This is a genomic window from Akkermansia muciniphila (genome assembly GCF_900184965.1).
GTDB classification, from domain to species: Bacteria; Verrucomicrobiota; Verrucomicrobiia; order Verrucomicrobiales; family Akkermansiaceae; genus Akkermansia; species Akkermansia muciniphila_A.
In genome coordinates this window covers 42,171-55,672 of record NZ_FXYA01000135.1, presented here as the reverse complement: position 1 = coordinate 55,672, position 13,502 = coordinate 42,171, and the positions used below count along the sequence as shown (strand labels likewise).

The window sequence follows — 13,502 nt, the reverse complement described above, 5'->3', positions numbered from 1 at the left end:
TGAATTAAAGGTTATTTTTTCAGAAGTTCCCGGAATGCAATATCAGCCATGATCACCTGCCCATCGGCATCGGGATGAACGCCATCGGGGAAAAGTTCCGGTTTATTCTGAAAAGGGGTAAAGAAGTCGATGGTTTTACATTGATTATCCCTCGCGACCTGCTTCACAAGAGGGACGATCTTAGTTTCCACCGTTTCCTTGTCAATTTGGCTGGGAGACTGCCACGAGGGAAGAGGAATTGCGCAATAGATTTGAATGCCGGGCATGTTTTCCCTCAGTTTGGCGATGATGTCGGAATAATTCTGCTTAAACTCGGACAGGAATTTCCTGTTCTGCGGTTTGGCGTCATTGGTGCCTAAAGCGATAATGGCAATCTGCGCATGAGAATCGAGCGCGTTCCGGTACTCGCCTGTTTTGATATACGGAAGGTCCCCCCTGGTTAAAAGGGTACGCCCGTTTATCCCACAATTCAGCACATCCACTTCCTTCTGTTTGAATTCCTTCTTCAGCTTTTGCTCCAGAAGATGGCTCCAGCGTAAAACATCCTTATTGGCTCCGGCCACTCCCGCCCCGAACGTATTGCTGTCTCCCAGGCACGCAATGCGCAAGGGGACAGGCTGTCCGGTAACGGAAAGAACAAAGTCTACAATATGGGCAGGGTTGTCAAAACCGTGCGGATGGTGGCCGCCGGGACGGCGGACAACTTTTACGGGGCCTCCCAGCCTGGCGTAACGCTTGGCGAAAATATCCGTATTCTCTTCAATCGGGACTACATCATCTTCCGTCCGGGAAATGAACAACAAAGGAATTCCGGCTTTAGCCATGCCGCGCATATTGTCCACGGGATTACCTTGATAGGACAAAGCCTGCTGTTCATTAAATCCATAAGCGCGCAGGCATTTGTTCCAGTCATCCGGCGAACCTTTACCCTTGCCTCTGCCCGCCGGCCAGCTTTTGAAATCACAGACGGGGGCATCCACATAAACTCCAGCCACGCACAAAGGATTCTTTTCCGCCCAGTTCAGCGCATAAAGGCCTCCACGGCTCAGTCCGATCAATACCGGTTTTCTGGAAAATTGGCGTTCATCCACCAGGTACTTGTAAAATTGATCCATAACATCCATGGCCTTGGGAGAACCGTAAAGGTCTTCCATGCTGATAAATACCGCCGCGTAACCGCGTTTCACCAATTCAAGATCCGCGACAGGCTTATAATCGAAAAATTGCGGGCGCCATATCCACAACTGTTCTTTTCCTGGGGCAGCAGGCTTGTCGGGAAAGACGATGAATGCCCTGCGGCCTCCTATGGTAAACTCCTCCCGCAGAAAACCGTTCCAGGAGGAAACCGTTTTAGGGAATTGGCGCCTGGCCATCTCCCGGTCATACCCCGGAATCTCCGGGCGCGCATGTTTTGTTTTGACCAGCCATGCGTTTCGGGCTTCTTCATGTTTTTTCATCGTCTCCGGCGTCGGGCGGTTCTCTTTTTTCGCGACTTCCGCATCAAGGCCGAGCTCCGGAACCAGCCCGGCAATAACCTCCCGGGCAATCATGTGGTGCCCTTCCGGGCCGGGGTGCACGCCGTCACCGGAATACCTGAACCCGGGATTTCCGGACTTCTCACTGGCAATGAGCTTCCGAAGTCCGGGACGGATATCAATGACCTTCCAGCCATTTTTTCTTTTAGAAACCAGCCATTCCGCATACTTGTCCAATACGGCGTCGTACTCAGCCTGTTCAGCGGAATCCCCCCGGAACAATGGAGGAGTAATGAAGACAACCTCCGCTTTTGCCGCGTCGGCAGCCTCTTTAAGGCGGATATTCCCTTCCTGGTACGCTTGAAAACGCGTCTTGTCAAATGCCTGCATAAGGCCGTCATTCATCCCGTAGCATGCCAGAATCAGTTGCGGGCGGTACATCTTGAGAACCCGGTCAAGGCGCTCATGCAGGCATGGGCGGGGGAATCTGCCGCCCGCATGGCCATACTCGCTCAACCCGGCTACCGTCTCGCTGGGAACGGCAAAGTTGACAATCTCGCAGGCCGCAAACTTTTTATCGGCTTTCAAGGCGTTTTCCACCTCATTCGCCCATGGGCCCGCATAAGCAATACTGTCGCCCAGAATGGCAATCCGGCTCTTATTCAAAGGCTGGGCATGAAGCAGCATACCCGCTCCCGAAAAACACAGCAGGACTGGCAATAAACACTTTAGCATTAATAATAAACGCATTTCACAATAATATGGTTGTACTTATTACTACTGAAAACGAAATAGATTTCTTGCAAGATACGGGAAAATGCCGATCGGCAGGTTCCTGTACCGTTTCATGAAACAAAAAACCCGGCATTTCACCAATTCCGGCCCTGCCCACTTCCCGACAATCACGGACTGTTCCTTCCTTTACAGCGTCCCCCCCTTCCCCAATTTCCCCATTGCCGCCGGAGACCCATAAAAACCGGAAAACCGTTTACGCTTCCTCCCGAAAACGGATGGAGGCGGAAGAAGTCCTTGTCCTGAAGAAATAGGGCAGGATTCGGCTTGCCAAAAAGTCTCTTTTAAGGTTTGGTATGTTCCGAGCCTTTTGGCGCGTTCCCTATCAAGATGCATACAAACCCACCTTCCGATGTTGGCAACGCCGCAACCTTTATTGCGGAAATTTACGGTCAGGATGTCTTCAACATGGAGACCATGCGCAATTACCTGCCCCGGCCCGTTTACAAAAAACTGCTGGCTACCATCCGCAAGGACGAAAAACTGGACCCCGACATCGCCAATGAAGTGGCTCAGGCCATGATGACGTGGGCTCTGGAAAAGGGAGCCAGCCACTACACGCACTGGTTCCAGCCTCTCAATGGAAGCACGGCGGAAAAGCACGACTCTTTTGTGGACGTGGACCCGGAAGGAAATCTGGAACTCAAATTTTCCGGCAAGAGCCTGGTTCAGGGCGAACCGGACGCCTCCAGCTTCCCTTCCGGCGGTCTCCGCGCCACCTTTGAAGCACGCGGCTATACCGCATGGGACCCCACCAGCCCCGCCTTCATCAAACGGACGGAAAACGGCGCCACGCTCTGCATCCCTACCGCCTTCTGCTCTTACAAGGGACAGGCGCTGGACAAAAAAACGCCGCTCCTGAGATCCATGACTGCCGTCACCCGGCAGGCCAAGCGGCTGCTTTCCTGCTTCGGCGGTCCGGACAACATTCACGTCAGCGCCGACCTGGGGGCGGAACAGGAATACTTCCTGGTGGACAAACAGCTTTATGCCCTGCGCCCGGACCTGATGATGTGCGGACGCACCCTTTTCGGCAATGTGCCCCCCAAGCACCAGCAGATGGAAGACCACTACTTCGGCTCCATCAAGGACCGTGTGCTGGAATTCATGGTGGACGTGGACGAAGCCCTCTGGAAACTCGGCATCCCCGCCAAAACGCGCCACAATGAAGTCGCTCCCGGCCAGTTTGAAATCGCGCCCATTTTTGAAAGCCAGAACCTGGCCGTGGATCACAATATGCTGGTCATGGAGGTGCTCCGGAAAACCGCCAACAAGCATGATATGGTCTGCCTGCTGCATGAAAAGCCCTTCTCCGGCATGAACGGCTCCGGCAAGCACAACAACTGGTCCCTCTCCGCCCCCGGTTACGGGAGCCTGCTCAATCCCGGTTCCAGCCCGCAGGAAAACGCCATCTTCCTCACCCTGCTCTGCGCCACCATCAAGGCCGTGGACGAACATGCGGATCTGCTGCGCGCCTCCGTCGCCAAATCCGGCAATGAACACCGCCTGGGCGCTCATGAAGCGCCTCCGGCCATCATTTCCATCTTCCTGGGAGATTTGCTGGATGACATCATTGAGCAAATTGAAAAAGGAAGCGCTAAAAAAGCGCGCACTCAAAAGACCATCAACATCGGCGTGGACACCCTGCCCATGTTCCCCCTGGACGCCTCCGACCGGAACCGCACCAGCCCCTTCGCCTTCACGGGCAACAAATTCGAATTCCGCGCCGTAGGTTCCTCCCAAACCTGTGCATGGCCCATGACGGTGCTCAACACCATTGTAGCGGAAAGCCTGGATGAAATCTGCACCATCCTGGAACCCGTCAAGGACAAGCCCGAGGAATTCCACGCCACCCTCAACAAGCTTCTTCAAAACATCATCAAGAAGCATAAGCGCATTCTATTCAGCGGAGACGGCTACGGAGAAGCCTGGGTCGAGGAAGCGGAACGCCGCAATCTCCCCAACATCCCCGGCACCATTGAAGCTCTGGCCGCTCTGGAAACGCCCAAGGCCAGGGCGCTTTTTGAAAAATATAAAGTGGTCAGCCCCGTAGAACTCCACGCCCGCCATGAAATCCAGACGGAAATATTCCACAAGGAAATCAACATTGAAGCGGAAACAGCCCTCCTGATGGTGGAAACCCTTTACATCCCCGCCGTAACGGAACAGCTCACGCAGCTTACCAACGCCATTGCCCAGATGAAGGCATCCGGCATCAAGGCGGGAATAAAAGCCACTACGGACCGCGCCAACCAAATCGGCACGCTGCTGGACCTTCTCCCCGACCAGGTGCGGGAACTGCGCCGCGCCGTGGATGAAGCCGATACCAAGGCCATCCAGGCGGGCATGGACAATTTGAGAAGCACCATTGATATGCTGGAAGGCCTGACGGACGCAAACCTGTGGCCCGTTCCCACATATGCGGAACTGCTCTTCCTGTAAAGCAAACGGTCTTTTCTGAAATAGAAAAACACTGTCTATCAATCATAAAGATTACTTATCCCCGTGCTTTCCCCAAGAAAAACGGCAAATTAATCGCCTGACGGATTGACAAAACAATCAAAATAGTTATCCTTTCCGTCCGGTTGTGCATAGGCCGCTTAGACGGACGGCACTGAATCTAGTAATTCACAAGAAGCATCTTTCAACATCATGAGCAAGAGGACTTATCAACCATCCAAGCGTTGCCGCAAGCGTCAGTTCGGATTCCGTGCACGCATGGCCACCAAGAACGGAGCGGACATCATCCGCCGCCGCCGCGCTAAAGGCCGCAAGCGCCTGCTTCCCAAGGGAGCCGAAATCCAGTACAAGCGCCACACCATCCAGCACGGCCGTTAATCCAGCCGCAAGGATCCGGTTAACGCCTCCTTGGAACTTCTTTTCACGGGCCGACCCGCGGGAGATGCGTCTTACTCGTCAACAAAGCATGACCAGGGCATTTCAATTTGCCCGGGTACGCAACGAGGGACCATCCGTAGCAGGTCGGCTTATTGTTTTAAGCGCGGCCCCGTTGGAGCGCCCGGAGGAACCCTCCAAATTCGGCATCATCTGTACGAAAAAAATCGGCTGCGCCGTTGTCCGCAACAAACTGCGAAGGCGCGTGAGGGAAATACTGAGGGCGCACGGAGCTCCTTTTGAAAACGGCGTACACCTGGTGTGCGTCCTCCGCTGGCGGGCCGTGAAAGCCAGCTACGCCGACCTGGAACGGGACTGGCGGAAAGCCGCCCGCAAGCTCAAACTGCAACTTCTTTCCCGGGAACAAGACAAGACATGATGAAATGGCTGCTCATCACCCTTGTGAAGGGGTACCAAACCTTCATCAGCGCTCCCCTGCATGCCCTGGGGGGGCCCGGGAGCGGCTGCCGCTATACGCCCACCTGTTCCCAGTACTTCATCCAGGCCGTCCGCATCCACGGCGCCTGGCGCGGCTTTCTTCTTGGCACATGGCGTATTTTAAGATGCAACCCGTGGGGCGGATCAGGTTATGATCCTGTGCCCCCGGCGCGTCCCCCACGCTGATCAATTACCCTTCTTTCCCTTTCCTTTCACCAACTCCAATCAAGCTATATCACATTATGGATCGCACAGCATGGATCATCATTGGCATTTGCGCCGCCCTTCTGGGCCTGAATATTTACATGGGCAACAATAAAAAGGCTGAAACCGCCCCCATTCCCGCACCGCAGACGGCTGCCGCGGCGGCCAATGCCCCGGTTACCGGCGGCCTCCCCGGAGCCGGAACCTCCGCCCCGGAACAGCCCTCCGTCAATAAAGCCCTTGAAGAAGACAAAACCGCTCCAATCACTCTGGTAGCCACGCAGGAAGTGAACGGCAGGCAGGAACCTTTCATCACTTACAAGTTCAACCGCATGGGAGGCTCTATCGGTACGGTTACCCTGCACAACGACATTGTGGACTCCCAAAAAGTCGCGGACCATAACATCACGATCAACGAAGCCCAGCAGCGGGGCATCGGAGAACTCGTCTTCAACATGGACGCCACCCAGGATCCTTCCTATGACAATACCGTGTATAAGGAAGTGAAACGCACGGCGGACTCCGTAACTCTGGAAGGCTATGACCCCGCACGGCAGCTTTTCATCTCCAAAACGTACACCCTGCACCCCGTCAAAAATCTGGAAGGGGAAGTACTGCCCGGCAGCAAATACCTCATTCGCCTGACCGTCTCCCTGCTCAATAAATCTCCCAATGTCCAGGATCTGCGCTACATGGGCATCTTCGGCGGGAGCGCCTACCCCATCGCCAAAAGCGAACCCAAAGATACCTACACCCATTTCTTTTACCACGCGGACGGCTCCCTGGAACAGGAAGCGCCTTCCTATTTCACGGGCGGCTTTTTCAGCAGCGCCAAGGCCCGCGTCCTGGAAGGCCCCCTTCAGGACCTGACTTATGCCGGCGTCATGAGCCAGTATTACGCCACCATTCTTCTTCCCCAGGACCAGTCCAGGGGCTCCACGGTGTACGCCACCCGCCAGGAATTCCCTCTGACGCATGAAGGCGACGCCCTGGTGCCCGGCGTCACCGTAGCCATGGGAATCCCCAATCTGACCATGGCCCCCAATGAAATCAAGACACTCACCTATGACATTTACACTGGCCCCAAATTCAACGCCTACCTGCGTGACCTGAATCTCTCCTATCCCGCCATCAGCGATATCATGGCATACGGCTGGCTCGTATTCCTGAGCGTTCCGATGAACTGGCTGCTCAACCTCTTCCACGGATGGTTCGGCAACTGGGGCGTGGCCATCATCTGCATGACCATCGTTGTCCGCGCTCTTATCTGGCCGCTGCACAAAAAATCCTACATGGCCATGAAACGCATGTCCCTGGTTCAGCCGGAGATGGTCAAACTCAAGGAGAAATATCCGGACGACCCTCAAAAGGTGAACATGGAAATGATGAAGCTGTACCAGAAATACGGCATCAACCCGGCCAGCGGCTGCGTCCCCATGCTCATCCAGATTCCCATCTTCTTCGCCTTCTACCGAGTGCTCCAGTATTCCGCGGAACTGAGGGGCCAGCCCTTCTGCCTGTGGATGACGGACCTCTCCCTGCCTGATACCGTAGGCCATCTGTTCGGCATTCCCATCAATATTCTGCCCCTCATCATGGCCGTAACCATGATTATCCAGATGAGGATGACGCCTCAGGCGGGGGAACGCTCCCAGCGCATTATCATGAACCTGATGCCTGTGATGTTCTTCCTGTTCTGTTACAATTTCGCTTCCGCCCTGGCCCTGTACTGGACCACGCAGAATTTGATCTCCATAGGACAAACGGCCCTTATCCGCCGCCTGCCCATGCCCGTGCTTTCCCCCGCCAAGAAGAAGAAGTCGGGCTTTTTCCAAAAGATGATGGAGCAGCAGCGCGCGGCCCTGGAAGAACAGCAGCGCCAAGCTAAAGGCCGCAATATGCGCAATATAACGCCTAAAAAGTAGGAATCCCTGTTTTTCCTCCCGCCTCTTCAAGTGCGACCGCCCCGCGGCCGCACTTTTTTCATGGAAAGGAGCAGAAAAAGATATTTTGCCGGCGCAAGCCTCAAAAAAGGAAAGGGAACTCCCTTACAGAAATTCCGCAAAAGACCGGCCCTCTCCATCAGGAAAGGGCCGGTTTCCTCGTCATATATTCATTTGCGTAGTTAATTGGAGCGGCTTGGCAGAAAAAGCCAAACACCCGTTGAAGGCTTCCGCCCTGGCCCTGTACTGGACCACGCAGAATTTGATCTCCATAGGACAAACGGCCCTTATCCGCCGCCTGCCCATGCCCGTGCTTTCCCCCGCCAAGAAGAAGAAGTCGGGCTTTTTCCAAAAGATGATGGAGCAGCAGCGCGCGGCCCTGGAAGAACAGCAGCGCCAAGCTAAAGGCCGCAATATGCGCAATATAACGCCTAAAAAGTAGGAATCCCTGTTTTTCCTCCCGCCTCTTCAAGTGCGACCGCCCCGCGGCCGCACTTTTTTCATGGAAAGGAGCAGAAAAAGATATTTTGCCGGCGCAAGCCTCAAAAAAGGAAAGGGAACTCCCTTACAGAAATTCCGCAAAAGACCGGCCCTCTCCATCAGGAAAGGGCCGGTTTCCTCGTCATATATTCATTTGCGTAGTTAATTGGAGCGGCTTGGCAGAAAAAGCCAAACACCCGTTGAAGCAAACCTAGCGGATTACGAATTCGCGGCCATTCTCCGATCGCCTGAATAACAAAACCATCAGTCAGTTACCTTCCAATTTATTTTTTTATTAATTGCCATTCTCCCGAATTTTCAAAACCAAAACTCCACTAACACATTTCTATTCAAACTTTCCGGTTGACTTCGAATTCGTAATCCGTACAGAACCGGGTATTCCTGGAACATTTGTCTCCAAATGACCCGGCCATGAAACAGCGTGCACGCCTCTGAAAAAATGGGGGCCTCCGCACCCGCGGAGGCCCCAGCCTTACCCCAAACAACAGAAAACTGCTGCATGCTTCTTTCAGGAATGCATAGCCAGGGCATGCCGGTATTCCACCGGGAATACCTTGATGAATTTGCCGCGTTCCTCCGGCCAGTTATTTAACAGGTCGTAAGCCCTTCGGCTCCTGGTAGCCATGTAATGCTCGTAAATGAGCTGAAGCAGTTCCGCTTCATCAGCGGAATGCGGCATGACTGTTTCCAGGTCCACGCTGCCCAGGTTGCATTTCTGATCGAAGTTGTTGTCCGCATCATACACGTAGGCCAGGCCGCCGGTCATCCCCGCGGCGAAATTGACGCCCACCTTGCCGAGCACCGCCACACGGCCCCCGGTCATGTATTCACAGCCGTGGTCGCCGATGCCTTCCACCACCATTTTGGCGCCGCTGTTGCGGATGGCGAACCGTTCCCCGGCCTGCCCGTGAAGGAAGATGCTGCCGGAAGTGGCCCCATAGCCGATGACGTTTCCGGCGATGACGTTGTCCGACGGTACGTAGGAAATATGGTCCGGGGGGCGCACGATGATTTTGCCGCCGGACAGGCCCTTCCCGACAAAGTCATTCGCTTCCCCGACAAGTTCAAAGGTAACGCCGGGAGCCAGAAAAGCCCCGAAGCTTTGCCCCGCGCATCCGGTGAAGTGCACCGTCAGCGTATCTTCCGCCAGGCCGCGCGGCCCGAATTTCATCACCAGTTCGCCGGAAAGCTCCGTCCCCACCGTCCGGTCCACATTACGGACGTCGCGGCAGAGTTCCATCTTTTCCCCCTTTTCCAGCAGGGGCTTCAATGCCGGCAGCAAATGGCGGCGGTCGTAGTTGTCCAGCGGTTCCTTTTCAAAAGAAGGGTCAAATCTGCGTCCGTCCCCCTCTGCCGCATGCAGGATGGAGGAGAAGTCCAAATGCCGGGCCTTGTAAAAATCTATGGCGCGGTTGACGGAAAGCAGATCCGTCCTGCCTACGGCTTCATCCAGGGAACGAAGCCCCAGGGAAGCCAGGATTTCCCGCGTTTCCTGGGCCACAAAGCGGAGGTAGTTGATGACGTATTCCGGCTTGCCGCTGAATTTGGCCCTCAGGGCCGGATCCTGCGTAGCGACGCCTACCGGACACGTATTTTCATGGCACCTGCGGAGCATGGCGCAGCCGATGGAGATCAGAATGGCGGTTCCAAAACCGAATTCCTCCGCCCCCAGCAGGGCGGCCATCACGACGTCCCTCCCGGTGCGCAGCTGGCCGTCCACCTGGAGACGAACGCGGGAACGGAGCTTGTTGAGCACCAGCGTCTGCTGCGTTTCCGCCAGCCCCAGCTCCCACGGCAGCCCGGCGTGCTTCACGCTGGTGAGAGGAGAAGCTCCCGTTCCGCCGTCGTGGCCGCTGACCACAACCACATCCGCATGGGCCTTCACCACGCCCGCGGCAACCGCGCCGATGCCCACCTCGGAAACAAGCTTGACGGAGACACGGGCATCCGGATTGGAGTTGCGCAGGTCGTAAATTAACTGGGCCAGGTCTTCAATGGAGTAAATGTCATGATGCGGAGGAGGAGAAATGAGGCTGACGTTCGGCATGGAATGGCGCAGCCGGGCGATGTACGGATCCACCTTGTGCGCCGGGAGCTGCCCCCCTTCCCCGGGCTTGGCCCCCTGGGCCATCTTAATCTGGAGCTCGGAAGCGTGGCGCAGATAATTAATCGTCACGCCAAAACGCCCGCTCGCCACCTGCTTGATGGCGCTGTAGCGAACTTCGCCCCGGGCGTTGGGTTCATAGCGGGCTTCATCTTCCCCCCCTTCCCCGGAATTGCTTTTGGCTCCTATTTTGTTCATCGCAATGGCGATGGTTTCATGGGCTTCCGGACTGAGGGAACCCAAAGACATGGCCCCGGAAACGAAACGGCGCAAGATGGAATCCACGCTTTCCACTTCTTCCAGGGGGATAGCGTCCGCCGGAGCAAATTCAAACAGGCCGCGCAGGGTGCAGAGATGCTGCGCCTGCCGATTGCTGTAATCCGCGAATTCCCGGTATTTCCGTTCGTCATTGTCACGCACGGCAGCGCGGAAAGCCTGAAGTGTCTGCGGATTCCAGAGATGGTTCTCCCCGCCTTTTTTATACTTGTACTGCCCTCCCGCATCCAGCTTGTCTCCGTGTTCCGCGTGTTGAGCGGCGCGCTGGTTGCATTCCGCGGCTATTTCATCCAGCCCTATGCCGCCTACGCGGCTGACGGTGCCGGGAAAGAATTCGTCAATCAGTTCCCGGTTCAGCCCCACAGCCTCGAACAGCTGGGAGGAGCGGTAGCTGCGCAACGTGGAAATGCCCATCTTGGACATGATTTTGAGCAATCCCTTGTCTATGGCATTGATGTAGTTTCCGGAGGCTTTCACCACATCCAGCGGGCAGTCCTGCGGCGCGGCCAGGGAAGTAACCGTCGCCAGAGCCAGGTACGGATTGACCGCCGTGGCTCCGAAGCCCAGCAGAAGCGCAAAATGCATTGTTTCCCTCGCCTCCCCGGTTTCCAGAATCAGCCCCACGTCGGAACGCAGCCCGGCGGAAGCCAGCGCGCGGTTCACCACGGAACAGGCCAGAAGGCTGGGAACGGGAAGGTAGCCGTTCCCTATGTTGCGGTCCGTCAGCACCAGAATGCGCACGCCGGACCTGACCAGGCCCACGGCGGATTCCGCCAGGCTTTCCAGCGTCTCCCGCAGGGCTTTCCCGTCCCCGCCTTCCGGGAACTGGAGGGGAAGCCTGGCGGAGGGGAAGCCGGCCTCCCGAATATTGCAGAGGCGGTTGAGCTCTTCATCCGTAATGACGGGACGCGCCATCTTGATAAGACGGGCATGCTCCGGCGTTTCTTCCAGAATGTTGGGATGGTTGCCTATGTATGTGGTCAGGCTCATGACCAGCTCCTCCCGGATGGGGTCGATGGGAGGGTTGGTCACCTGGGCGAAGAGCTGCTTGAAATAATTGAACAGGAGGGGAGCCTTTCCGGAGAGGACGGCCAGCGGCGCGTCATTTCCCATGGAGCCGAGAGGTTCCGCGCCTTTCAGCATCATGGGGCGGATGATCAGCTCCACATCCTCCTGGGTGAATCCGAACTGGCGCTGGCGGCCCACGAGGTCCGGCATTTCCGCAGAGGCGGAAATGGAATCAAACAGGGAACGGACGGAAATCTTGTTTTTCTCCACCCAGCGGCGGTAGGGCATGCGCCGGGCCATTTCATTCTTGGTTTCAGCATCGGATACCAGCCGGTGGTGCACCAGGTCGCAGTAAATCATTTCCCCGGGACGGAGGCGGCCTTTGCGGGCTACTTTTTCCGCGGGAATGTCCGCCACGCCCGTTTCCGAAGCCAGAATGAAAATGTCATCCGTGGTCAGCGTATAGCGCGCAGGGCGCAGGCCGTTGCGGTCCAGCATGGCTCCTGCATTGATACCATCGGAAAAAACGACGGCGGTCGGGCCGTCCCAGGGTTCCATCATGGCGGAGTGGTATTCAAAGAAACCGCGCACATCCGGCCCTAAATGGTAGTTGACGCCCCAGGCCTGCGGCATGAGCATGAGCATGACATGGCGCAGGTCCCGCCCGGCGGCGGCCAGGAACTCAACCATGTTGTCCAGGCAGGCGGAATCGCTCTGGCCGGGGGGAATAAGGGGCAGCAGCTTCTGCAGGTCATCCCCCAGCAGGGTGGAGGACAAATGCGGCTCACGCACGCTCAGGTGGTTCAGGTTCCCGCGCAGGGTGTTGATTTCCCCGTTGTGCGCCAGATACCTGAAGGGATGGGCCAGGCTCCAGGTTGGGAACGTATTCGTGCTGTAGCGCTGGTGGACAAGGGCCAGAGGGGATTTAAAATGCTCGCTGGCCAGGTCTCCGTAAAATCCTTCAATCTGCGTGCCGAGGAACAGCCCCTTGTACACAATGCTGCGGCTGGAGCAGCTGCACACATAACAGCCTTCCACGCGCCGTTCCATTTCCCGGCGCATCACAAACAGCTTGCGTTCAAATTCCGCCTGATCCGCAAAACCGCTGCCGTCAATGAATAACTGACGAATCAGGGGACATGTGCGCTGGGCGTTTTTACCGATGCTGTCCCGGTCAACGGGAACCTGCCTCCACGCAATCACGCTGCCGCCGTTTTCCGTAACGGCGGCTTCCAATTCCTCTTCATGGCCGCATCCGCCGAACATCATGGCCACCCCGTATTTGCCTCTGGCGGGAAGCTTGTTGGGAAGCGCCAGGCGGAAAAATTCATCCGGAAGGGCCAGCAGAATGCCCGCGCCGTCCCCGGTATCCGGATCGCTTCCCACGGCTCCGCGGTGCATGAGCCTCTTGAGAACAGTAATTCCCATTTCAATGATTTTGTGGCTCGGTTCATTTTTCAGGTCAGCCACCAGGCCCACGCCGCAGGCGTCCCTCTCCTGTTCAAAATCATACAATCCCTGCGGCGCAGGAATGCCTGTCTCAAATTGATCGCTATTCATCAGTTTGCTGTTTTGTTTGGGTTAAGCTGACTTATTTGTAGCAAAAACCGTGCCAACATTGCCCAGACTTCCTATTTTCCCGCTTTCAAACTGTTTTACCCCCGTTTTACAAAGACTGACGCGGCTGCCGGCATAACAGGACATTTTGAAGCGGAATAAAAATATCGTTCCCCCCGAGAAGAATTTTTTACATTTTTGTAATCACCCCTTTGTTGCGATTTTACATTTTTGTAATTCATTCTTATGCGCAGTTTTGTTTTCCTTTTTTGCAGCCCCTTCGCCACAATATTCATATTTTACTAATAA

At 55.8% G+C, this 13,502-nt stretch carries 8 protein-coding genes; 6 read left to right on the top strand and 2 right to left on the bottom strand.

What is annotated here, in order from left to right:
* Positions 1 to 11: 11 nt before the first annotated feature.
* The gene (locus CI070_RS02450) at positions 12 to 2,162 is read right to left on the bottom strand and encodes a GDSL-type esterase/lipase family protein (protein ID WP_179218307.1); all 2,151 of its coding nucleotides are present in this window, start codon (positions 2,160 to 2,162) and stop codon (positions 12 to 14) included.
* 435 nt (positions 2,163 to 2,597) lie between these two features.
* Between CI070_RS02450 and CI070_RS02445 the strand changes: the two genes are divergently transcribed.
* From CI070_RS02445 to CI070_RS02420, 6 genes are all read left to right on the top strand, one after another.
* Positions 2,598 to 4,709, top strand: coding sequence for a glutamine synthetase III family protein (locus tag CI070_RS02445; protein WP_094135580.1), 2,112 nt, complete (start codon positions 2,598 to 2,600; stop codon positions 4,707 to 4,709).
* A 210-nt stretch (positions 4,710 to 4,919) separates the two neighbouring features.
* Positions 4,920 to 5,105: a 50S ribosomal protein L34 gene (rpmH, locus tag CI070_RS02440; protein WP_012420297.1), complete on the top strand. Its 186-nt coding sequence runs from the start codon at positions 4,920 to 4,922 to the stop codon at positions 5,103 to 5,105.
* 64 nt (positions 5,106 to 5,169) lie between these two features.
* Positions 5,170 to 5,541 (top strand): ribonuclease P protein component, encoded by a 372-nt coding sequence (gene rnpA / locus CI070_RS02435; protein WP_094135555.1) that lies wholly within the window; start codon positions 5,170 to 5,172, stop codon positions 5,539 to 5,541.
* The gene (gene yidD, locus CI070_RS02430; protein WP_094135554.1) at positions 5,538 to 5,786 is read left to right on the top strand and encodes a membrane protein insertion efficiency factor YidD; all 249 of its coding nucleotides are present in this window, start codon (positions 5,538 to 5,540) and stop codon (positions 5,784 to 5,786) included. Before rnpA ends, yidD begins: the two co-directional genes overlap by 4 nt.
* Positions 5,787 to 5,842: 56 nt before the next feature.
* Positions 5,843 to 7,729, top strand: coding sequence for a membrane protein insertase YidC (yidC, locus tag CI070_RS02425; protein WP_094135553.1), 1,887 nt, complete (start codon positions 5,843 to 5,845; stop codon positions 7,727 to 7,729).
* 214 nt (positions 7,730 to 7,943) lie between these two features.
* A complete protein-coding gene (locus CI070_RS02420; RefSeq protein ID WP_143245522.1) occupies positions 7,944 to 8,189 on the top strand; it encodes a YidC/Oxa1 family membrane protein insertase in 246 nt (81 codons plus the stop codon).
* 567 nt (positions 8,190 to 8,756) lie between these two features.
* On the opposite strand, the gene gltB is transcribed toward CI070_RS02420, so the two are convergent.
* A complete protein-coding gene (gltB, locus tag CI070_RS02410; RefSeq protein WP_094135550.1) occupies positions 8,757 to 13,196 on the bottom strand; it encodes a glutamate synthase large subunit in 4,440 nt (1,479 codons plus the stop codon).
* Positions 13,197 to 13,502: the final 306 nt, after the last annotated feature.

Excerpts from the sequence above, each read along its gene's own strand:
- CI070_RS02450 (WP_179218307.1), bottom strand. The coding sequence starts at position 2,162 with ATGCTGCTTCATGCCCAGCCTTTGAATAAGAGCCGGATTGCCATTCTG.
- CI070_RS02445 (WP_094135580.1), top strand. The coding sequence starts at position 2,598 with ATGCATACAAACCCACCTTCCGATGTTGGCAACGCCGCAACCTTTATT.
- rpmH (WP_012420297.1), top strand. The coding sequence starts at position 4,920 with ATGAGCAAGAGGACTTATCAACCATCCAAGCGTTGCCGCAAGCGTCAG.
- rnpA (WP_094135555.1), top strand. The coding sequence starts at position 5,170 with ATGCGTCTTACTCGTCAACAAAGCATGACCAGGGCATTTCAATTTGCC.
- yidD (WP_094135554.1), top strand. The coding sequence starts at position 5,538 with ATGATGAAATGGCTGCTCATCACCCTTGTGAAGGGGTACCAAACCTTC.
- yidC (WP_094135553.1), top strand. The coding sequence starts at position 5,843 with ATGGATCGCACAGCATGGATCATCATTGGCATTTGCGCCGCCCTTCTG.
- gltB (WP_094135550.1), bottom strand. The coding sequence starts at position 13,196 with ATGAATAGCGATCAATTTGAGACAGGCATTCCTGCGCCGCAGGGATTG.